Annotated in this window: 23 protein-coding genes and 3 pseudogenes; 13 read left to right on the top strand and 13 right to left on the bottom strand. The window is 46.0% G+C overall.

Annotation, left to right across the window (positions count from 1 at the left end; translation table 11 throughout):
- From RIG27_RS23770 to RIG27_RS23760, 3 genes and pseudogenes are all read left to right on the top strand, one after another.
- Window positions 1-243: pseudogene (locus tag RIG27_RS23770) on the top strand (IS630 family transposase); the annotation flags it as partial.
- Window positions 244-264: 21 nt separating this feature from the next.
- A pseudogene (locus RIG27_RS23765) lies at window positions 265-786 on the top strand (IS630 family transposase); the annotation flags it as partial.
- Window positions 787-1,012: 226 nt separating this feature from the next.
- On the top strand, window positions 1,013-1,165 hold the full coding sequence (locus RIG27_RS23760; protein WP_446340434.1) for a hypothetical protein: 153 nt from the start codon (window positions 1,013-1,015) through the stop codon (window positions 1,163-1,165).
- Window positions 1,166-1,443: 278 nt separating this feature from the next.
- On the opposite strand, the gene RIG27_RS23755 is transcribed toward RIG27_RS23760, so the two are convergent.
- Complete coding sequence (locus RIG27_RS23755; RefSeq protein WP_446349278.1) at window positions 1,444-2,814, bottom strand: SGNH/GDSL hydrolase family protein; 1,371 nt, start codon at window positions 2,812-2,814, stop codon at window positions 1,444-1,446.
- A gap of 150 nt (window positions 2,815-2,964) precedes the next feature.
- Here RIG27_RS23755 and RIG27_RS23750 point away from each other — a divergent pair, with 150 nt between their 5' ends.
- The 4 genes from RIG27_RS23750 (at window position 2,965) to RIG27_RS23735 (ending at window position 5,860) form a co-directional block, all read left to right on the top strand.
- Complete coding sequence (locus RIG27_RS23750; RefSeq protein ID WP_446340432.1) at window positions 2,965-3,465, top strand: low molecular weight protein-tyrosine-phosphatase; 501 nt, start codon at window positions 2,965-2,967, stop codon at window positions 3,463-3,465.
- Window positions 3,462-4,916: a bifunctional orotidine-5'-phosphate decarboxylase/orotate phosphoribosyltransferase gene (locus RIG27_RS23745; RefSeq protein WP_446349275.1), complete on the top strand. Its 1,455-nt coding sequence runs from the start codon at window positions 3,462-3,464 to the stop codon at window positions 4,914-4,916. The genes RIG27_RS23750 and RIG27_RS23745 overlap by 4 nt, the downstream gene beginning before the upstream one ends.
- Window positions 4,917-5,120: 204 nt before the next feature.
- Window positions 5,121-5,369, top strand: coding sequence for a UPF0175 family protein (locus RIG27_RS23740; protein WP_446349273.1), 249 nt, complete (start codon window positions 5,121-5,123; stop codon window positions 5,367-5,369).
- Window positions 5,366-5,860, top strand: coding sequence for a DUF3368 domain-containing protein (locus RIG27_RS23735; RefSeq protein ID WP_446349271.1), 495 nt, complete (start codon window positions 5,366-5,368; stop codon window positions 5,858-5,860). Before RIG27_RS23740 ends, RIG27_RS23735 begins: the two co-directional genes overlap by 4 nt.
- 6 nt (window positions 5,861-5,866) lie before the next feature.
- Here RIG27_RS23735 and RIG27_RS23730 read toward each other — a convergent pair.
- From RIG27_RS23730 to RIG27_RS23715, 4 genes and pseudogenes are all read right to left on the bottom strand, one after another.
- A pseudogene (locus tag RIG27_RS23730) lies at window positions 5,867-6,067 on the bottom strand (type II toxin-antitoxin system HicB family antitoxin).
- 55 nt (window positions 6,068-6,122) lie between these two features.
- Entirely contained in the window at window positions 6,123-6,452 is a 330-nt protein-coding gene (locus RIG27_RS23725; protein WP_446349270.1) for a hypothetical protein, read from the bottom strand.
- Window positions 6,449-6,802 carry a trypsin-like peptidase domain-containing protein gene (locus tag RIG27_RS23720; RefSeq protein WP_446349269.1) on the bottom strand — a complete coding sequence of 118 codons (354 nt, stop codon included), beginning with the start codon at window positions 6,800-6,802 and terminating at the stop codon, window positions 6,449-6,451. The genes RIG27_RS23725 and RIG27_RS23720 overlap by 4 nt, the downstream gene beginning before the upstream one ends.
- A gap of 6 nt (window positions 6,803-6,808) precedes the next feature.
- Complete coding sequence (locus RIG27_RS23715) at window positions 6,809-6,955, bottom strand: hypothetical protein (RefSeq protein ID WP_446349267.1); 147 nt, start codon at window positions 6,953-6,955, stop codon at window positions 6,809-6,811.
- A 5-nt stretch (window positions 6,956-6,960) separates the two neighbouring features.
- On the opposite strand from RIG27_RS23715, the gene RIG27_RS23710 reads away from it, so the two are divergent.
- The gene (locus RIG27_RS23710) at window positions 6,961-7,566 is read left to right on the top strand and encodes a protein kinase domain-containing protein (RefSeq protein ID WP_446349265.1); all 606 of its coding nucleotides are present in this window, start codon (window positions 6,961-6,963) and stop codon (window positions 7,564-7,566) included.
- Window positions 7,567-7,816: 250 nt separating this feature from the next.
- Here the strand turns inward: RIG27_RS23710 and RIG27_RS23705 are convergent, their stop codons facing one another.
- From RIG27_RS23705 to RIG27_RS23685, 5 genes are all read right to left on the bottom strand, one after another.
- Window positions 7,817-8,119, bottom strand: coding sequence for a hypothetical protein (locus RIG27_RS23705; RefSeq protein ID WP_446349263.1), 303 nt, complete (start codon window positions 8,117-8,119; stop codon window positions 7,817-7,819).
- Window positions 8,120-8,721: 602 nt separating this feature from the next.
- A complete protein-coding gene (locus tag RIG27_RS23700; RefSeq protein ID WP_446340420.1) occupies window positions 8,722-9,126 on the bottom strand; it encodes a hypothetical protein in 405 nt (134 codons plus the stop codon).
- A gap of 200 nt (window positions 9,127-9,326) precedes the next feature.
- Window positions 9,327-9,701 (bottom strand): hypothetical protein, encoded by a 375-nt coding sequence (locus RIG27_RS23695; RefSeq protein WP_446349261.1) that lies wholly within the window; start codon window positions 9,699-9,701, stop codon window positions 9,327-9,329.
- A gap of 74 nt (window positions 9,702-9,775) precedes the next feature.
- The gene (locus tag RIG27_RS23690) at window positions 9,776-10,042 is read right to left on the bottom strand and encodes a hypothetical protein (protein WP_446340418.1); all 267 of its coding nucleotides are present in this window, start codon (window positions 10,040-10,042) and stop codon (window positions 9,776-9,778) included.
- A 415-nt stretch (window positions 10,043-10,457) separates the two neighbouring features.
- On the bottom strand, window positions 10,458-12,233 hold the full coding sequence (locus RIG27_RS23685) for a mechanosensitive ion channel domain-containing protein (RefSeq protein ID WP_446349258.1): 1,776 nt from the start codon (window positions 12,231-12,233) through the stop codon (window positions 10,458-10,460).
- A gap of 303 nt (window positions 12,234-12,536) precedes the next feature.
- Between RIG27_RS23685 and RIG27_RS23680 the strand changes: the two genes are divergently transcribed.
- From RIG27_RS23680 to RIG27_RS23665, 4 genes are all read left to right on the top strand, one after another.
- On the top strand, window positions 12,537-13,583 hold the full coding sequence (locus RIG27_RS23680) for a TIGR00341 family protein (RefSeq protein WP_446349256.1): 1,047 nt from the start codon (window positions 12,537-12,539) through the stop codon (window positions 13,581-13,583).
- A 222-nt stretch (window positions 13,584-13,805) separates the two neighbouring features.
- Entirely contained in the window at window positions 13,806-15,083 is a 1,278-nt protein-coding gene (ahcY, locus tag RIG27_RS23675; protein WP_446349254.1) for an adenosylhomocysteinase, read from the top strand.
- 321 nt (window positions 15,084-15,404) lie between these two features.
- Window positions 15,405-16,025, top strand: coding sequence for an exopolysaccharide biosynthesis protein (locus RIG27_RS23670; protein WP_446349252.1), 621 nt, complete (start codon window positions 15,405-15,407; stop codon window positions 16,023-16,025).
- A 56-nt stretch (window positions 16,026-16,081) separates the two neighbouring features.
- Window positions 16,082-16,741, top strand: coding sequence for a Uma2 family endonuclease (locus tag RIG27_RS23665; RefSeq protein ID WP_446349250.1), 660 nt, complete (start codon window positions 16,082-16,084; stop codon window positions 16,739-16,741).
- Between the two features lie 160 nt (window positions 16,742-16,901).
- On the opposite strand, the gene RIG27_RS23660 is transcribed toward RIG27_RS23665, so the two are convergent.
- The 3 genes from RIG27_RS23660 to RIG27_RS23650 form a co-directional block, all read right to left on the bottom strand.
- Complete coding sequence (locus RIG27_RS23660) at window positions 16,902-17,486, bottom strand: general stress protein (protein ID WP_446349248.1); 585 nt, start codon at window positions 17,484-17,486, stop codon at window positions 16,902-16,904.
- 593 nt (window positions 17,487-18,079) lie between these two features.
- Complete coding sequence (locus tag RIG27_RS23655) at window positions 18,080-18,262, bottom strand: BON domain-containing protein (RefSeq protein ID WP_446349246.1); 183 nt, start codon at window positions 18,260-18,262, stop codon at window positions 18,080-18,082.
- Complete coding sequence (locus RIG27_RS23650) at window positions 18,225-18,680, bottom strand: general stress protein (protein ID WP_446349244.1); 456 nt, start codon at window positions 18,678-18,680, stop codon at window positions 18,225-18,227. The genes RIG27_RS23655 and RIG27_RS23650 overlap by 38 nt, the downstream gene beginning before the upstream one ends.
- 157 nt (window positions 18,681-18,837) lie before the next feature.
- Here RIG27_RS23650 and RIG27_RS23645 point away from each other — a divergent pair.
- Window positions 18,838-21,627, top strand: a 2,790-nt coding sequence (locus RIG27_RS23645; RefSeq protein ID WP_446349242.1) for a pentapeptide repeat-containing protein, incomplete at its 3' end; no start/stop codon positions are given.

Here is a 21,627-nt window from a genome sequence, read left to right as displayed (position 1 = left end):
GCATTTAAGATTAGTCGTCCAACTCTTTATAGATGGAAAGAACAGCTAGATAAAACGGGTTCTACAGTTCCCTTAAAAGGCAAACCCCCAGCTCAAAATTGTGTGATTAAAGACTGGAATAAGTTCAAAAAATTCGTCGATACCAACCCGGACAAAACCCAAAAAGAATTGGCTAAATTGTGGGGAAATGTCAGCCATCATACAATTAGTAGAGGTTTTAAAAAAAATTGGCTACACTCGTAAAAAAAAACTTATGGTTATCAAGAAAGATGCGAAGAAGCACGGTGCGAGTTTAAACAAAAACTAGCTCATTATAGACCAGAACAGGTAATCTACATAGATGAAAGCGGAATAAACAATAATGAAAGATATCCTTATGGATGGAGTCAAAAAGGGGAAAAATTATATAGTATGCGACCGGGAAAACGCCAAGATAGACTAAGTATTATCGGCGCTTTGTGTGACCGTAAAATTTTGGCGCCGATGGTATATCAAGGATATTGTATAGCCAAGGTAATAGAGACTTGGCTAGAAAAATGTTTATTACCAATCGTGCAAGCCGGACAAGTAATTATTATGGATAATGCGCCCTTTCATAACTCCCGTAAAATTAGAGAATTAATCGAAGAGGCTGGGTGTGAATTGCTGTTCTTACCTAGCTATTCTCCTGAATTGAACCCAATTGAACATTGGTGGCAAAAAGTGAAGACTGCCATCAGAAAAGAGTTGCCTCTTCATGAATTTAATATTCATAAAGCAGCAGACGCAGCGTTTCAGTATTTGTAAGTAGACGAGCGCGAAGCGCTATAACCAGTCGGGGCGCTAGATCAGGGCACGATAGTCGAAGTGCCCCTACCGCATCAATTTGCTCTCCGCCATGGTAGGGGCATGGCATTGCCATGCCCTCAGGACTTACGCAGGTACATCATATATGGTGGCAATGGTGCGTTAGCGTAGCGTAACGCACCCTACAGATAGAGGTGTTGCGTAAGTCCTAGCCCTATTTAATGAGGTGGACAGCATAAAAGTCGAGGAAATGGGACAAGGATTTGCCCGGAAACCCCGAAAACCGAAGCGTGAAGACACGACTACGCCAGAACAATCCTCACCGTTGCTGCTCAAAACTTGGTCATTCGAGTCTTTTACTCGGCGTTTCGTGTTCTGAACTCCACGTTTCGTGTTTTGAACTTCACGTTTCGTGTTTTGAACTTCACGTTCTGTGTTCCGAACTTCACGTTTCGTGTTCCGAACTTCACGTTTTGTGTTCCGAACTTCAGGTTCCGCGTTCCGAACTCTAAGTTCCGTGTTTTGAAGTCAAAATGTTCCAGCAGTTGGAGCAAGGCAGAAATTGCTGTTTGAGAACCGATTTCACCTAATGCCTCGGCTTAGTACTTCTATGGTTAATTTTAATCTTTTCCTTCCCCATTTCTCCAATCCTTCAGATTAAGGTATAGGTCGAGACGGTGGCACTTGCAGCTCAGCAGAAGCCGTCAGCGTTTGGTATAAGCGCTCAGATAAGATGCGGTTGGCTTCCTCGGTCAAATGAATGGCATCCCAAAACGCCCGATCAGAAAAATCGTTATAAACATCGTAGAAGTTCAGCGTTTTCACATTTTCGGGATACCAGCTTTGAAGCTGATCCAGTGATTTGGCTAAAGCAACATAGCCATCTTGGATTCGTGTCTGATAATCTGCTCCCAATTCAACCAAAATTTCCTGCTCTCTGAGTGAAATCTGTTGATTTCCACGACCGGTAATTTCTGGTTGTATGGTGATAATTAAAGGAACAGATGCCCCAGTTGCCAAGCGAATCATTTGCTTGTGGCGATCGCGATAACGGGTAACTCGTTCTTGCAGTTCCTCTGAGTCAGGGGGAAGATAGTTGGCTAGGTGGGTTGTACCATTCAACGCCGCTAAACTCAGCCGACTGACTGAGGGTTGGGGATTGAATATCCAGTATTGGATGGCTCTGACAAGATAGGTGTTGGTTACCACAGAGGTTAACTCTTGGGAGAGGTGGCTCCAAAAATGACCATACGCATTACTAAGAAAGGTTTCAATATGGGGAATATCCGTTGCCATGCGATCGCTCGGTAGGAGCAAGTCCATGTATCCATCCAAAACCACGATCGCATCCGGTTGATAGGGCAAAATCTGCAACGCTAACTGAGCCAATTCATTCCCCGATGCATACCCCGGTACAGCCGCATTAATCACCCGATATTGACCATCTTTAATCTTAGGAGGTAATGCCAACGCCTTTTCTAAATCTGGTTTATAGAAGGGCAAATTTGTTGGTCGATATTTCTCCGGAGAACGCTGCTGCTGGGCAACCCGTTCCTTCAGACGCGCTTCCAGTTGAGCCGCAATGGTCGCTTGATTACTGGGATTCCATTGACCAAACGCCGTCGATCCTCCCAGCAAAAAAATCCGAAATTCAGTGTTGGGTTTGTCTAGGGGAACAGGTTCAGTGTCGCGGAATCCTTGGGGATTAATCTGCCAAAAATTGCTGGTTTGGTCGCCAACAAGCTGATAGCCTACGGCAAGACTACGTTGGGCGGCAAGTCGCCCTTGTTCGGATAAACCATCATAAGGCTTGTTACTGTCATTCAAAAACTTGAGGCGGTAAACATTCACAATCGCTGGTTCACCCTCATAGGCAGCTAACTCAGCGCTTTTGCCCATGACACCAACCAACAGCCGAGTGGACAATTCTAAGACAATCAAGGCGATCGGAATCGCCAAAATGATCGCGAGCAACGGCAAGGGACTGCGGCGCTTACGGTAGGTGCGACGGCGGCGCGACTTGAACATCAAATAATTTTCCTCAAATCATCACAGAATCGGGCGGCGGCGTTGCTAAACTTAACACGGATGCGGCTATATGACCGACATTAAAACGTGATAGTCACTGCTGATCGCGGGTTAAACATCCAATTTTGTACAGAACTATCCATTATACCTATGCCCTGCACACTACTCTTTGTCTGCCTTGGTAATATTTGCCGTTCTCCCTCCGCCGAGAACATTATGAATCACTTAATTGAACAAGCGGGACTTCAAGACAGCATTGTCTGCGACTCAGCGGGGACGGGTGATTATCATATTGGTTCTCCTCCCGATGAACGCATGACTCTCGCCGCCAGCCAACGGGGAATCATCCTCAAGGGCAAAGCCCGACAGTTTCAAGTCTCTGATTTTGAAGCGTTTGACCTGATTTTGGCGATGGATCGGGAGAATTTACGGGATATTCGGTTTCTGGATACAAGGGGGAAGTATGTGGATAAAGTGCGATTAATGTGTGATTTTGCCACTCATCATCAGATACGAGACGTTCCTGATCCCTATTACGGGGGTCCAGAGGGATTTAACCAGGTGATTGATTTACTCCTGGATGCTTGCGAGGGATTATTGGAGTATGTAATTAAGACCTATTCCCTACCCGCCAAAGGCAAAGTTCAATGAGCTTTTTTGAGAAACTCAATGCCGTGATCGCACAGAATCAAAGTTTACTGGTAGTCGGACTTGATCCTAACCCAGAAATGATGCCCAGACGTTACTCCACTGGAGAATACTCAGGTGATCTGATGGATGGGTTAAGGGATTGGTTGCACTGGATTATCCAGCAAACCGCCGATTTAGTCTGCGCCTATAAGCCCACATTTGGCTTTTACAAAGCATTGGGCGCACCGGGACTCAACCTATTAGAACAGACACTCGCGGCGATTCCTGACTCCATTCCGATTATTTTAGATGCCAAACATGGTGACCTAAACACTAGCACTGTCTTTGCGGAAACCATTTTTACGCGATGGCGGGTTGATGCGGTTACGCTGAGTCCTTATTCTGGACAAGACCACGTTGCACCCTTTTTAATTTATCCCGGTAAAGCCGTTTTTATTCTCTGCTGCACCTCCAATCCGGCTGCTGTGGCGATTCAGCAGTATCCCCAACCCCAAACCCCCCTTTATCTGCAAGTGGTTAAAGAAGCCAAAACCTGGGGCGCACCCGAAGATTTAGCCTTAGAAGTTGGCACAAACTCGCCAAACATATTGGCAAAGATTCGGGCAATTGCCCCAGAACGCTTAATTTTAGCCCGGAGTATTTGGGCGGAGGGGGGTGCTGAACTCAATCAAATTTTAGCGGCTGGGTTAAATGCCAATGGTGAGGGGTTATTAATACCAGTTCCCCAGGATATGTTAGCCACAGAAGAACCCGCCACCGCGATACAACCCCTAAGAGAGGAGATAAATCAGGCAAGAGGAAAAAAGATTCAACAGGGTTCGGCTTGTGATTTATGGATGCCGGATGTCTGTTTTCTAGAACAACATCCCCATCAAGATTTAATTCTCCAACTTTATGACATGGGTTGTATTCTATTTGGTGAATTTGTCCAAGCATCTGGGGCAGTTTTTCCCTACTATATTGATTTGCGGAAAGTTATCTCCAATCCCCAACTTTTCCATCTAATGCTGAGTGCTTATGCCGAGATTCTGCAAGGTTTAACCTTTGACCGGATTGCTGGGATTCCCTATGGGTCATTACCCACGGCAACCGGGTTGTCCCTACGCCTGCATCACCCCATGATTTTTCCCCGTAAAGAAGTGAAAGCCCATGGGACGCGACGGGTGATTGAGGGTCACTTTGAGCCAGGGGAAACGGTGGTTGTGGTAGATGATATTTTGATTAGCGGTAAGAGTGTGATGGAGGGGGCGGCGAAGCTGGAGACAGGGGGGTTAAACGTGCAGGATATTGTCGTATTTATTGATCACGAAGGTGGGGTCAAGGATAGATTGAGGGATAATGGTTATCAGGCGCATTCCGTGTTAACGATTTCAGAAATTACCCAAACTCTGTATCAAGCGGGGCGGATTACTCAGAAGCAATTTCAGGCATTTAACCACAGTGTTGAATAAGCAAGTACATCCCAGAAACCGGGTTTCTATGAATCTCTGCATCCTCTCCGAAATCTATCGCAGAAACCCGGTTTCTAGCCCCTAGGCGGAGAGATAGTCTCCGTTGGAGGGTACTAAGATTCTGGCTCAGAAACCCGGTTTCCTAATCCTCCAGACCACTATAATAAGATCGATCAGCCCCAATTTGGCTACGATAAACTGCTTATGACTGTACTCATCTCAGACGAAATCCTGCAAGCCTCTCAGCTTACCCCAAGCGAGTTTCGCCAAGAAGTAGCATTACACCTGTTTCAAACCGGGCGTTTGACCTTGGGCTATGCCAGTAAATTGGCAGATATGCCCGTCCCTGCTTTTCGCCAACTTCTGAAACAACGAGATATCCCGCTTTACTCCTACGATGTGGAAGATTTTGCCTTAGACATGAAGAACTTACGGGAGTTGGGACGCTTGTGATTGTCATTAGTGATACATCAGTAATCACTAACTTGGCGGCAATTCACCACCTAAAACTTCTGTCTCAACTTTACAATCAAGTCACTATCCCTGAAGCTGTGTATCGGGAACTCGTTGATATCGAGCCTCCTGTACCAGGAACTCTGGAAGTCCAAGGGGCAGCCTGGTTGGAAGTCAGAGCATTAGTTAACCGTGGTGTGGTTGAACATCTTGAAAATGACGTGAGGTTAGATCCTGGAGAAGCGGAGGCGATCGCTCTTGCCATAGAGCTTAATGCAGATTTGCTCTTGATTGATGAGCGTCGTGGTCGAGCAGCGGCTAACCGTTTAGGCATCAAGATTACTGGATTGCTAGGCATTCTGGTTGAGGCCAAGCAGAAAAATTTAATTACTGCGGTCAAGCCTCTTATGGATGCTCTGATTGCTACGTCAGAGTTTAGAGTATCTTCAGCTTTATATAACCAGATTTTGAGCAGGGTCAATGAAACTTAATCGATTTCATAAAGACAACTCAATGAACTGTTTTTCCAGGGTGACTTCCTGTTGTTCACTCGCCACTTCCAGCCAACCCTGAACCGCATCTGCAAGCATTTCTAACAACTCTTCATAACTCAATGCCCAGGTGTGACAACCGGGAAGGGCGGGAACTGAACCTCACCAGACATCATCTTCTTGCCAAATCATTGCTTTAATCTTCATAGTTTGTCTCTAATCTGGTTCTGCCTGCACCGACTTAAAAGAATCAGAAATTAAATCAAAGATTTTTGTGTCTAACAATATCTCTTAGCAAACCACGTAAGTTTTCTAACGTTTTTTCCTTCTGCTGCTCATCAATTTCAGATCTTTCAACCTCTTTAATTCTGTTCAAGATGTAGGACTCATCAAATGTAACTATTTCAGAGGAATTAAAATTCAGAAAAAGTAGCTTTTCGGACTTCAACTTACCAATATTGCCTGAAGATGAGTGATAATATACTAAAACACCCACTGTATCAGCACCTTTTATACCATTTCCCACTGTGTTTCTATAGTTTAGCAAGAAATATTCACTATCTTTTGGAGCTACGCCATAGACTATATTCAACCATTGTCAAAATCCTGATCCGGATAACCAAAAAAATAGAATTCCTGACCAGCCTGAAGCTCCTCATCCAGACAAACGCAAGGTAAGCCAGCCGTCAAATCCGTAGTCTCAGGCAACAACTTCAACAGCGCCAGATCCAATTCAGGAACCCGCTCAACCAACTCCGCCTCGGCAAAATTGACCTGCTGCTGCCATCGCACCCGCACCCGCCCCGGAGCCGTCAGCTTCTTCACCACATGGGCACAGGTGAGAATCAAACCCGGAGCCACGAAAAAACCTGTCCCCCAGCCCCCCTGACTCGGGAGCGAAAGCTTGACCGTACAGTCCCGCAACAGTGTTTCCAGAGACATGGAATTTTAATCCTTAGCCTTGGCTTCCCACTCCAGTGTAATCTCTAACACGGGATCGGCTAACCCCGCCGCAGAACCCGCTACCCCTCCCGTGACGATGGAAAATAAGCCCACGAGGGCAGTTCCGGCTAACAGTAGTCGATTGAGTTTCACCGTTTTTGGTCGATTTTGGTGCATCAAAAGTGGCGACAGGTACAGCCTTAGCCAGAACCGGGACGGTAATTGGTTCGGTGGGGTATGTCGCACCGGAACAAAGTATTGGGAAAGCGGTGTTTGCGAGTGATATCTATAGTCTCGGTGTAACGTGTATCCATCTGCTAACAGGAATCCATCCCTTTGACTTGTTTGATGTAAATCAGGGGGTTTGGGTATGGCGACAAGGGTTGAAAAATCCAGTGCGCGATCGCGTGGCTAAAATTTTAGATAAGATGTTAGTCAATGCGACGAATCAGCGCTATCAATCTGTGGCGGAGATCCTCCAGGATTTACAGTCTCAAACCCCTGTAGCTAAGGTAAAACCGGCAAAGCCTGCATCTCCTCCGGCTTCAGCGCCAATTAAGTCTCAGCCCAATCCGCCTCACTATGGGAAAGGTTTAGATAAAGAATTAGCGGATTTAAAGTCTGAATTTTTGCAGCAATCAACATCTAAAAGTACGCCGCAAAAATCGACACCGCCGCCTAAAGGTTCTGCTAATACTCAAAAAACCCAAAGTCAAATTGAGCGGGAATTGGAGGATATAAAGTCTCAGTTTTTAGGCGAATAGGTTGTTGTGGTGTGGCAAAGCTTACGCCCCGTGCGCCCGATTCAATGGTCAAATCTATTGCCCTATTTTTGTGGTGTCGCGCCACCAGCTTGGGAAAACGCAAGGAAATTTAACAGAATCAAGGGCTCGCATCCCTTACTACGAAACTGAATCAGGGCGGGCGCAAGTTGTTCCGTTATCGGTGAATATCTGAATTTAGTCCCTAAACCCGCCCCGACAATTGTGGCTAAACCCGCCCCGACAATTTAGTTTAGGCGTTGACTTTATCCAACAGATTAGACGTGATAAACTCCCATTCTTGATTCAATTCACCGTTAAATTGTGACTGTCCACTGCGTCTGTACCAATAACGGGCGTTGCTTAAGTCACCTTCTTCGCGGTGAAGATAAGCATGAACCCATGCACTATCACTATCGCTGGCATTCTGCACGATGTCATGCGCCCTGTGCCAATCCCCTCTTTTGTCATACCACAACGCTTGCAATGCTTTGGGTAATTGAGAAGGACATTTTTCCTGTTTCGCCGTTAATTGGGTAAATTCATCCAATACCATAGTTATAATAGGCTATACAGTTAGGTTACTTAGGTTGAGGTTCAAAACCCCACATTGATGCTCATCGCTCAATCTATTATAAAATCTGTTGCCGTATAATACAAATCACGGCTTGAGTAACTTTCTAATCATTATCAGGAATAACCAAGCGAATAAACCAATAGCGATACCTAAAATAATACTCCATAAAATTGACCAGATAAATGGATGTATGGGTAACGAAAAATCGGGACACCATTGGATGATAATGTTTTGGGTGAGGGGATAAGCTGTTCGGCATTTAAATTGGGATACCTAAAACCCTGAAAGGCAACAGGCAACAGGCAAAAGGCAAAAGGCAAAAGGCAACGCCTGAATACACAATTTAAATGCGTTTTAGCTTATGAACGAACAGAAAAAAGACCCACTGGAGGTCGTGGGTCGTCTAGTCTAGTGCAACGCTTTTATACTACCGACTGTAAAATGGGGGAGTATTGGTTTAGCTCACAGTGTTCTAGTGATTTTAAAGTGACGGGAGTGCGATCGCGATATCACAGAACTGGCTCCCTCATTCCCCTGACTGCTGTGCTAAGGTTACGTTGACTGGCATTGGGATACACCGACTAAGGAGAGCGATCGCCGTAAACCTGTTCAAAGTGAGCATCAATCGGTTCGCAAAAGCTAGGTACACCTTGGTTGAGAGCAGACATCAGGACAGGTGTTGCTAGAATCGCGGGAAGTAGGGGAGTCTGGGCTAAGTATTCAATCACCTGAGTATAAGAGCCATCAAGCAAATCTTGGCGAAATTCCGGCTTACAAATAACCGCACGGCATTTTTTGGCTAAATCATCTAACCATCGAGCATTGTCGCTTTGGGGTTGTTGTCCCGCCCGAATTGCGAGTGCGATCGCGGCGTCTTCTAAATCTCCCTCGCAATCCTCAATCGCATCAAGCGCTTGCATCGCTTCGGCGTTATGGGAAAGCTGAGAACGGAATCGGGCAATTTCTTGAGAGGTCACAATAGTCATAGTTTATTTTGGGCAACTTACCCAGCCTGGAACAGGGTTTGGCAACTATAACTATTTTCGTCTATTGCACTGTTGAACTACCATCTGTAGGGAACCCTTGATTAAGAGTCCCCTATCTAGTGCCATAAGGCAGAAATAACGCCAACAGCAAACATCTCCCCCAGCTTTTCTATACCGACAAAGCTGCTCACCTATTTCCGCTATGACACGCCTAGCAGTAGATCGCCAATATCTGAACCATTAAGCTGGCGGGCGATTGCCAGTCGAGCTTCCAGTTTGGCAACACTGAACTGATTCCGCAAGTATTCCAAGTTAGCCACAGCGTTCGCCTTTTGATTGGTTAGCCGCATTATGGTGTTGAGGGCGTGCTGATATTCCAAATTCACCTCTAGTAGCTCAAATCGACGCGCCTTGCGTTGAGAGTCATTTTTCAACTCAGAATCGAAGGCAATTTGCTTGTCGATACTGGCTTCTAGGCGATGAATGTTAAGTTGCACCGCCTGAATTTGTGAGTCCAAATCATTAACGGTTTGAGCGGCTTGTGCGATCGCGGCGGGGTACTGACTCATGTTCATCGTCAATCTTCCTGTATGAGAGTATCAATCTGGACAATCCTTGATCCGGTTATCCAAGCTAGACAGTTAACCGACTACGCCACCCATTCCGAAGGTTGGGACTTGACTGTCTTAGTGGCTCCATCCATGGAACTCCTCTGAGGCTGAGGATTTGGGGCTTTCTCTAAAAGGTTGACTTCAATATTCACCTCCACTAAATACGATCCCGCTTCATCCCCCACGGCTTGGGCGATTAAACTGGCAAAATCCGGGCGTTCTGCGGTGATTGGGTGGCGTAGAATGCGTTGTTCCCACTCGTACTCGGCGTTGGGGTTGATGCTGAGGATGTAGTGCTTAATCATGGCGAAAGTCTTGAATGGTTTAGGGGGTCAGGCGTTCACGGTGTAAAATCTTTGATAGTCCCATTATAGTACATCTGTACTTAATTGCCCAGTACTTTTGGGAAGTGGGGTTGTAGGGGCGGGTTTTACTGATCACGTTTCTCTACAAACCGATAACTTTACTAAACCCGCCCTTATCGGGGTGCAAGGAAGAGATTAAACCGGGTTGATCCTCGTCGGGGATACACAGTTTTGGAGTTAAATTTCTCTTGGCTATGAGCAGTTTTATGCTACTACCCTTGGTGCGTTAGCGAAGCGTAACGCACCCTACAATAGTGGAATAGATTTTACAGTAAATAAAAGACGTAGCATGGCTACGTCTGTATAAGAATGAATGATGTATTTTGACCGTTAACTGTGTTACTGAATCGATGCTCTATTCCTTTTCAGCATACTCTGCCTGAACGTCCTGGTGACCATGACCATTCGAGTGACCATTCGACAACGATTGCGTCGGTAAGGTGTTATTAAACCAGAGCGCTTGCTGAGGCACTGAAAGCAGGATTCCCGCTTCATCAAACGCCACTTTGAGACGACGGCGAAACTCTCGCGCTACTTCCCATTGTTTCAACGGCTGGGTTTTAATCCACACCCGAATAATAAAACCGCGATCGCCAAAATTATCGACCCCTAAAATGTCGGGTTGATCCAGGATACGCTCCCGCCACATTTGGGTCATAAGCATCTCGTGTGCCACCTGTCTGACCAAATCCAATGCTTTATCAACATCGGCTTGATAGGTAACGGGAATATTTAAATCTGCCCGTGACCAATTACTCGAAAGATTTGCCACAATTCTAACTTCACTGTTGGGAACCGTAATTAATCGTCCCTCAGCATCCCGCAACTGAGTAATCCGGAGGTTGATCTTTTCTACAAATCCGCCAACGTCTCCCACGCCAATCACGTCACCAACGGCATACTGATCTTCTAAGAGAATGAAGAAGCCATTGATAGCATCTTTGATTAAGTCTTGCGAGGCTAAAGACAAACCTAAACCAATAATTCCAAAAGCAGCTAACACCGGACCAATTTCAATTCCAATTGCTACCAGCGCCATTAAAAATCCGATCGCACTCCAACTCACGGTGATAATATTTTTGGTTACTCCAGAAACCGTTGACACGCGCAACTGCGCTCGTTGAGCGCCTTGTGGCGTCAGTAAATGATTTCTGGCAATGGCAGATGAGAAGCGATCGGTTAAGGCATAAGATAGCCGGATGATCAGGTAGGTTCCCACGCTAATAATTCCCACGCGCACGGGAATCCGGAAGCTGGAAATAATTAAAACCGTTATGAACCGCGTGTAAGGAAATAGAGTCAAAATGAATAGACTTCCCCCTACCCAAATAACGCCTTGAGTCACTTGCAACAGGCGATGTAAAACCTCTTTGACATTTCGCTGTTGATTTTGGGTAAGTTGAGTGGATATTGGCTCAGTATTCGACGATTCAGAAGGCTCTAACAGTTGTTTGGAGCGTTTTAAGCGGCGTTCCCAACGATAAATGAGCAAGCTGGCAACAATCATAGCGACGCCAGTACCCACAGCAATTCCCACTCGATTCCTTAAAACGTCGGGTTGTCGTTCCTGTTTTGCCTGAGGAAGTTGTTGTTCAAGCTGTTTGATAATTTCGTCGGCTCTCTCCTCTATCTGCTCTATAGACAATCCTTTGAGATTTGCATCTTGATCGGTAACGGTCATCAAGCGTACTTCTTTGAACGGATCACCTTCCTCATCTAGAAGAGAGATATAAATCTCGCGTAAATTCCTTTCGTCCTCTGCTTCTTCTTGGCGAATCTCTAATTCAGCGTTCTCGTTTTTAAAGTAAGTACGGCTGATATCCTGTAATCGTTGTTCAATTTCTTGAATGCGTTGGGATAAAGTAATTTGTGCTCCCTCGGCTCCCTCTACTTCCCCAACTTCCCCAGCCGTATTGGGGATTAACTTCGGCTTTTTCGCTGCAATCTCGAATAAACAGCGACCGTCGAGTCGGACACAACCAGAAACGACGGCATCCTCGGGTTGCTGATTGAGAGGATTCGGAGTCGGTAAGTTGACATCGGGTAAACCGGGTATCTGAGCCTGAACCGGAAAGATTACCCAGCCCGCTAATGCAATTGATCCGGCAATTGTCCAAGCTGAAATTCGCATTTTCTTCATTCTGATGTTTGCCCGTTACTTTTCTTAACAATTAAGTATATAGACTAAAAAAAAAATTAACAGGAGCGAATTGGGGGCAAAAGGCAGCACAATGGGCAATATGACCTTGTTTGAGCCGGATACAAATTCTTGATCAAAAAAAGTTATAGCATGGGAGCCAGTCACAAGAAAATATTAACAATCGCGACTTTCGAGTTATCCTCTATCTGAGGAGATAGTTTTAGGGAAGTCTCTCAGTGCTAACCGAATCCATCAAATATCTCTCTCATTAAATTAATGCGACGATATATACTCATGCTCAATCGGCTTTTACCGGAAGCCGTCACTGAAGATGTATTTAAACAACTCCATCAAGAGTTGTCAACCGATGCAAATTGGACGATTAACTATGTTGCATTGACGATTAGTTCTTGTCTGATTGCCACGTTTGGTCTGATTAGCAACAGTACCGCCGTAATCATTGGCGCGATGATCATTGCCCCGTTAATGCTACCCTTACGGGGATTAGCGTTTGGGGCTTTGGAAGGGGACTTAAAGTTATTTCGCAAAGCCTTAGGCGCGATCGCAGGTGCGACAATCATAGCATTAGTTCTCTCGTGGCTGACGGGACGGATTGCTGGGATTCCAGAATATGGTTCAGAAGTGCTGTCTCGCACCCAGCCAAATTTAGTAGACTTGGGGATCGCGGTGGTAGCAGGTGGGATCAGTAGTTTTGCCAAGATTCGCGCCCGTCTCAGCGATGCATTAGCGGGGGTTGCGATCGCGGTTGCCCTCATGCCACCCTTATGTGTGGTCGGTTTGTCGCTGTCTCAGGGAATTTGGTCATTTAGCTTAGGTGCATTTTTACTGTATCTCACCAATCTTCTGGGTATCACCTTAGCCTGTATGTTGGTGTTTATTGTAGCGGGTTACACCAAAATCAATCACGCCTTAGGCTGGACATTTGGCTTCACCGCCCTCCTCTTCCTACCGTTGGGTGTCAGTTTTTGGGAATTAGCTCGACAAGTGCGACTACAAGCCACGATTAATAATACCCTGGTACGCCGAACGATTACCATCGGTCAGCCAGAGGTACAACTGGTGAGAACCAAAGTGAATTGGACAGCTAATCCACCCATCGTCTATCTCACGGTTGAGACGGATCAAGAAATCACACCGAAGCAGGTACGGTTGGTTCAGGAGTTTATCTCCAAGGATATGAGACATCCCTATCAGCTCGTTTTCTTTGTCAGTGAGATCAAACAAGTTACGGCACAAGAACCAGAGGAATCTCCAGAACCTGTCCCACCCTTGTTACCCCCCGCCCAAGCCCCTGTTCTCCCACCAAGAAATCAATTGTAGAGGCGGGTTTAGGAACAATTGTAGAGGCGGGTTTAGGAACAATCGTAGGGGCGGGTTTAGGGATTAAATTCAGATATTCACCGATAACGGAACAACTTGCACCCGCCCTGATGGGATGGGAGGCATTTATAGCGCTCAAGCGCAACTACAAACCTTGAGTGATGGCAAATAGGCTAAGTTAGGTAAGATGACAATGCAAATTAAATAAAACCAACCAAATCTATGACAGCAACATCTACTGCACTCAAACACGAAGTCAAAGACCTATCCCTAGCCCCCGGAGGCAAACAGCGTATCGAATGGGCGGGACGGGAAATGCCCGTTTTGCGGCAAATTCAGGAGCGTTTTGCCCAAAATAAACCTCTGGCAGGGATTCGCCTAGTCGCCTGCTGCCACGTTACCACCGAAACCGCCCATTTAGCGATCGCGCTGAAAAATGCTGGGGCTGATGGGTTGCTGATTGCCAGTAATCCCCTGTCTACTCAGGATGATGTCGCCGCTAGTTTAGTCGCTGATTACGGGATTCCTGTCTTTGCTATCAAAGGGGAAGATAACGCCACCTACAACCGCCACGTTCAAATTGCCCTAGATCACAAACCCAATCTGATCATTGATGATGGAAGTGATGTGACAGCGACTCTGGTTAAGGAACGGCAACACCAGCTTAGTGATATTATCGGCACCACCGAGGAAACCACCAGCGGAATTGTCCGCTTGCAGGCAATGTTCAATCAAGGGGTTCTCACCTTCCCGGCGATGAACGTCAACGATGCTGATACCAAGCACTTCTTTGATAACCGCTACGGTACCGGACAATCCACCTTAGATGGTATTATCCGCGCCACCAACATTCTGCTAGCTGGGAAAACTATTGTCATTGCGGGTTATGGTTGGTGCGGCAAAGGTGCAGCAATGCGGGCGCGAGGTATGGGCGCGAATGTCATTGTTACTGAAATTGACCCGATTAAAGGCATTGAAGCTGTTATGGATGGCTTCCGGGTAATGCCCATGATTGAAGCTGCATCCCATGGTGATGTATTCATTACCGTTACCGGAAACAAGCACGTCATTCGCCCAGAACATTTTGAAGTAATGAAAGACGGTGCCATGGTGTGTAACTCCGGTCACTTCGATATTGAAATTGACCTGAAATCCTTGGCAGAGTTATCCACAGAATATCGCCAAGTTCGCAACTTTACCCAACAGTATTTCCTGAAGGGCGGCAAATCTATTATCGTATTGGGTGAAGGACGGTTAATTAACCTAGCTGCAGCCGAAGGACACCCCAGTGCAGTAATGGATATGAGTTTTGCCAACCAAGCTTTGGCGTGTGAATATCTGGTGCAAAATAAGGGTAAACTAGAACCGGGTCTACATTCAATTCCGACTGAGATTGACAAAGAAATTGGACGGCTGAAATTGCAGGCAATGGGAATCTCACTTGATACCTTAACCACTGAGCAAGTTGAGTATATGAACTCGTGGACATCAGGAACCTAATCCTGAATTTTTCGGGTGTGGTAAGCTGATGTGCATCTCATACCAAGTTGCAGTCTAATGTAGAATTTGTCATGCTGAGCGTAACGGAGTGTAGCGAAGCATCTGTCCAGATTCTGACGCTCGTTCCTCGCTATAGCTGCGCTTCACGCTTCGCTCTTCCTAGACATGATAGAACCCAACTCGGTATCAATAGACAAGAGTGAGATTGTTGTCAGGGATGCATTAATTCAATTAGATCCTCGACTTCTTGAAGAGGTCGGGGATCTCCCGAATTCTGGGTGCTAATTCTTAATTTTTATTGTATCGAAAGGGTTCAAAAAAATGGCTCGACTTTCGGTTGAACTGCAACGTTATTTTTTTGAAGAAGATCGACAGCCCCAGGTGAGACTGGCAGATATCCTGTCTTTTGCCGGAGAGCGAATTTTTGGGTTTTTGTTTGTGATCCTGTCGCTTCCCTCAGCTTTACCTGTTCCAGCACCGGGTTATTCGATCCCCTTTGGCATTGTCATGCTGATCTTAGCCTTTCAGCTTATCATTGGTGCTAAACGTCCCTGGTTACCCCAGAAAGTAATGAATGGCAGGATGAAACTGGAAACGGTGCAGGGACTGGTTAAAGGAGGGATTCCTTGGTTAAAGAAGATTGAAGCGATCGCACGTCCCCGTCTGGCTTATATCTGTACCAGTCTAACGGGTCGTGTGGTGATTGGGGTGGCAATTGCACTCATGTCCATCTCGATGATGATTCCCATTCCCGGAACCAATACCTTACCCGCGATCGGTATTTTTGTCACAGGTTTTGGCTTAATTGAAGATGATGGCGCCATTAGCTTAGGCGGATTAGTTCTGTGTTTACTGGGCGGAATTCTCTCAATTTCTGTTCTACTTGCCGTTTGGTTTGGCGGTGCAAGTTTGGTGGATTGGCTCAAAGATGTTCTGCGTTGAAAAATGCCAGCTAAAATAAATAAAAATGCAATTTGCTGTCCTCCCTTTAACGCACTATGTCCCAAATTCAAGAACTCGCTCCTTCCCCAGACATCTCACAAGATGTTATCTTTCCCCCAAGTGATCTCTATAGTGATGAACCCCCCTTGGAAACTGAACTGCATCTAGAACAAATCTTACTTCTGCTCAAATGTCTTAAGTGGCTATGGCGAGATAGAAATGATTTCTACGTCGCTGGCAACCTTACCATCTATTACAGTCCCCGCCAACGCAAATCGGAACACTTCCGGGGACCCGACTTTTTTGTTGTACTCGATACTGAACGAAAAACTCGCAAAAGCTGGGTCGTCTGGGATGAAGATGGTAAATATCCGAATCTGATTATCGAAATTATTTCTCCCAAAACGGCTGATACTGACAAAGGATTTAAGAAAAAACTCTACCAAGATACCTTTCGTACCCCCGATTACTTTTGGTTCGAGCCAAATACGTTAGAATTTGTCGGATTTCATTTAGTTGATGGAGAATATCAACCCCTCGAACAGAATTCTCAAGGACAATTGTGGAGTCAGCAGCTTGGTTTGTTTCTAGGAATTCATCAGAATCAGTTACGTTTTTTTACCCCAGAAGGCAAACTCGTACCGACACCAGAAGAAGTCGCGGAACGCTACGCCGCCAAACTGCGAGAATTAAATATTGATCCCGAAACCCTTTAAGTAGGGTTTGAGGAATATTAAAATAACTTAATATTAATATAGTTGAGTTTATTTACACCAACCTACTTAGAAAATCGCTTAGTATAACCAGATTAGATTGTTGCAGTCGGTTTTAACCGACTTAAGCTATTAGCCAAGAACTTGAGTTATTGGCATCTGACTAGCGAGAAGCTGTGCTTCGGGGAGCTTCATAAATTTTCCATTCACGAATTCCCATCGGACTAAGAATAGCTTCCGCCAAACCAATTTGATCAGGGTTCCCTTCTACCATAATCAAATACTCACCTTTAGACACTAAATCGTGATAAACCTTAGCTTGCTCGTCAGGAACACCCCAACCGACTAAACCACCAACTAAACCGCCACCGACTGCGCCAACTGCACCACCAGCAACGGCTGTCGCTAAAACATTAGCCGCAACTGTACCAAAGGCTAAAACTTGACCAGCGCCAGGGAGTAGAAACGCCGCATAAGTGGTAATACCTAGGGCTTCCAATGCGCCCAGAACAGCGCCACCGATTCCACCCGTTGCTGCACCCGCTTTAGCGCCTTTACTGACTTGATGTCCTTTGCCTTTTTCGACATCAACACCAGCAAGTTCCTCGTTCTTACGCGCATCTCTAGCAACGACGGAAATTTGTGATTCCGGGAAATCTGCCCGTTTCAAATCCTGTACCGCTTTTTCCGCTTCTTCACGAGTCGGGAATACACCAAGCGCGTGTCTATTGTGTTTAACTTCAGCCATGTTGCCCTCGTTTTCTTTTATGATTGTTTCAGCACAAATTCAGCCTTTGGTGCTAGATTTGTGCTTTCTTACCCTATCTACTACACATTGATTGGGTAAGGTATTCATCTATCAATAGAGATAAATTTAATATCCAAAACCACCATTTGTAGAGGACTCTGAGGTACATAGAGTCTGCTGAATAAGTGTTTTGGTGGGGTAGGGAGCAGGGGAAGCTGGGGAAGCAGGGGGAGCTGGGGGAGCAATGATACATTTTCCCTGATAAGCTGTCATGCATTTAAATTGGGTATTAGTAGCGAGCAAGATGCTCGCACTACCATCCTTTCGTCATTATTGACATTAAGGTTTAAATGCCGAACAGCTTAGCGGTGCAAGGGTATGAAAGGGTTTTACCTTATGTCCTTGAAAATGAGCCAATGTTCATGCTACTCAAAGCTTTGATATCTAAGGGTTTTGGAGTTGTGCAGCAAATCCTACATAGACAGATCCCCGACTTCTTCAAGAAGTCGGGGATCTTGCTTAAGGCTGTACCTCATAAACCTGAAATCTGCTGTATCTGTTGCCTGTTGCCTGTTCGCTAAAAAACAGAAAATTTAACCGTTATAAGGCGGTAAATTGGGTCCCACCTCAGCCTGGACATTTACATCCCGAACCCCTCTAATTTCCCTTGCCAAAGGTTCAATCCGTTCCAGATTATCTTGAGTTTGTATGTATCCGGTTACTGTAACGATTCCCTGATTAGCCTGAATCGAAATCACCCCGTAAAAATCGTTCATGATACGCTTTAGCCTGTTTCTTGGGAATACCTAATCCAATCAGTGCGCCCAAAAGTCCACCACTAACCGCACCAATTCCTGTCCCGGCTAAGGTTGTGGCTACAGCAGTCCCTAAAGCGTCGGCTAACATGACTGGACCAATCAGAGGAATCGAAGCAGCACCCACACCGACGAGTACACCCGTTACCAATCCAATGACACCACCGACAACAGCGCCATTAGCCGCCTGTTTCCCCATTTGATTACCCTTGCGAGTCTTCCTATCCGTATCGTGAAGCGACTCCTCTTCTAATTCTCTGGCAATCACGGTAACCTGATCCAGGGGAAAATTAGCCAGGTGGAGTTCCTGTAGTGCTTGCGTCACCGCGTCTCGGTTGGTGAAAATACCGATCGCACGTTTGTGTTGATGTAAAGTCATTGTTCTCTCCTTATTACACGCTAGAGATAAATTAGTCTGTCAAACTTGATTTATAAGCAAATCTTATCGTTTATCGGATACTATTTCCTCAATCAATAGGTGTAACTTTAGTCTCTATCCATAGAAAGAAGGACAAATGACAAATGATGAATAACGAATGACGAATAAATTTATTACCACCGAACCGCTAGGTAAAGGAGGTGAAGGCGGTGAACAAAAAACCTGGGACGCTGTGCAGAACGCATTTCGCGATCGCACTTGTATTGGGTATTGGCGTTATCCCATATTTTCCAAGGTGGGTAAGTCTCGCAAGGAACCGGATATTCTGATTGTAGACGCCCAACTGGGTTTAATCGTGATTGAGATTAAATCTGTCACCATTGACCAAATTCTGGCAATTACAGGTCATCGCTGGGAATTCCAAAACTATTACACCACCAGCAGCAACCCTTACCAACAAGCAGAAAATCAATTATTCTCCCTATTGGGGTATTGCGATCGCGAACCGATATTACGCCGTAAAGTTACCGGACGGGCGTTAATTTGCCTTCCCTTAATTACCGAAGCTGAATGGTATCAAAGCGGCTTCTACCAACTCCCCAGTTGTCCGCCAATTATCTTTCAAGAGAATATCATTTCCTGGAATGAAGCTGTTAGTCAATTGACGAAAGGTCAGACCCCTCAGAGACCCCTCCCTAACCCTCCCCTCGTAGGGGAGGGAAACGGAATAAATTTTTCTTTGGAGGGGCTTCCGGCTCCCCCTTCCGTGCAACAAAAGCGCAGCAACATCCGGCTTCCCCCTTTTGAAGGGGGACGGGAGGGGGATCTAAAAGGGAAAGGGGCTGGGGGGTTAGGTTTTCTAGTCAAACGGATTCAGCAAACCTCTCCAATTATCAAAGGAACGCCTCTGAGTCCCCATCAGTGGAAATTGCTGCAAGCGGTGATTAGTGGCACCCCGGTTTTCCGGAAAAAACAACACCTGAAAGGAGACAGAAATGCAATCCCAAAAACCATTAATGGCACGCCTCAACAAACCCGTGGTAGTATTCTTGCCCAAGTACGCCAACACTTATCTGAATTCGATTTAGCCCAAGAACAGATCGCCAAATCCATTCCTCCAGGTCCCCAAAGGATTCGGGGAATAGCGGGTTCCGGGAAAACCGTATTACTCTGTCAAAAAGCTGCCCATATTCACCTTAAGCATCCCGACTGGGATATTGCCCTAGTTTTCTTTAGTCGCAGCCTCTATCACGGGATTATTAGCCAACTGGATAAATGGTTGCGTCGCTTTAGTAGTGGCGAAATCAGATACGACGCCAAACTGAATCGCAAACTAAAAGTTCTCCACGCTTGGGGAGGGAGAAAACAACCAGGATTTTATAGTATCCTTTGCCGACACACGGGAGTAAAAGCACTTACGGTTAACGATATAGAAACCAAGCAACCGCATCAAGCATTAGCTGAAGTTTGTATCAATCTTTTACAAGAGACAGCGATCCCAAAATTATACGATGTTATCTTAATTGATGAAGGTCAAGATTTAATCGTCGATGACTCCTTAAAATTTGAGGGAAAACAGCCCTTTTACTGGATGGCATATCAGGCATTACGCCCCGTTGATCCTACCCAACCGGAACAACGGCGATTAATTTGGGCGTATGATGAAGCCCAAAGTTTAGAAAGCTTGAATATTCCTAATGCCAGTGAATTGTTTGGCGAAGACTTAGGGCATTTAGTCACCGGACAGTATGGGGGAGAAATTAGAAAAAGTGAAACCATGTATCGGTGTTATCGTACCCCTGGGGAAATTCTTACCGCCGCCCATGGAATTGGGATGGGGTTATTACGACGGGGGGGAATGTTAACCGGAATTACTCGGATTGAGGATTGGCAAGCGATTGGCTATGAAGTCACTGGAATGTTTCGTCCCGGTCAACAAATTACCGTGAGACGTCCTCCAGAACATTCACCAAATCTAGTATCAAAACTTTGGCAGGGTTCCTTATTTGAGTTTATCGCCTATCGATCGCGCCAGGAAGAATTAACCGCCTTAGCCGATAATATTATCTACAATCTTCGCTATGACGGGCTTAAACCGAGTCGCGAGATATTGGTGATTGTTTTAGGGTTGGGATTGGAAGCCATGCGACTAGAAACAGCGGTGGCAGAGTTTTTGATGTCCCAGGGAATTGATATTTATCTCCCTAGTGCCATGGATTGCAATATGCTGCACATTGATAAAGATCATCGTGATCCAAATAAGTTTTGGTGTGAGGGCGGCGTTACTGTGTCTCGTATTCATCGGGCGAAAGGAAATGAAGCGGATATGGTGTATGTGGTGGGGTTGGATAATGTGGCAAAAGATGAGAGTAATCTGCAATTGCGGAATCAGTTATTTGTGGCGTTAACTCGGGCAAAAGGGTGGGTAAAGTTGAGTGGTGTGGGTTCTTATCCTTTGTATGAGGAAATGTGGCGGGTAATGCAGAGTGGCGATACGTTTACCTTTACCTTTCGCCATCCGCCCCAGCGAGAGATTAGTGTAACCGATGTTGGCGAAGTGCGATCGCGCTATCAGAGTGGCGGGAGAAATTTTCAGAATGCAGAGTTAGCCGGGGCGCAGTTAGCCGGGGCGGATTTGCGTAACGCTAATTTAATTGGCGCGATGTTGCGGGGGGCAAATTTACAGCAGGCGCAGTTAGATGGGGCGAAGTTGGTGATTGCGGATTTGAGTGAGGTTGATTTGAGTGGGGCGAGTTTATGCAAGGCGAAGTTAGTGGGGGCGAGTTTGAAGCAGGCGCGGTTAAAGGGGGCGGATTTGAGTTGGGCGAAGTTGGGGAATGCGGATTTAAGGGGGGCGGAGTTAGTGGGCGCGAAGTTAGTGGGCGCGAGTTTGAGTGGCGCAGATTTAAGGGAGGCAGATTTGACGGGGGCAAATTTGGATAAAGCG

The sequence above is a fragment of the Coleofasciculus sp. F4-SAH-05 genome, from assembly GCF_040222985.1.
In the GTDB taxonomy this organism is placed as follows: Bacteria; Cyanobacteriota; Cyanobacteriia; order Cyanobacteriales; family Coleofasciculaceae; genus Coleofasciculus; species Coleofasciculus chthonoplastes.
The sequence above is the reverse complement of the archived record's forward strand: the minus strand, read 5'-3'. Positions and strand labels throughout refer to the sequence as shown.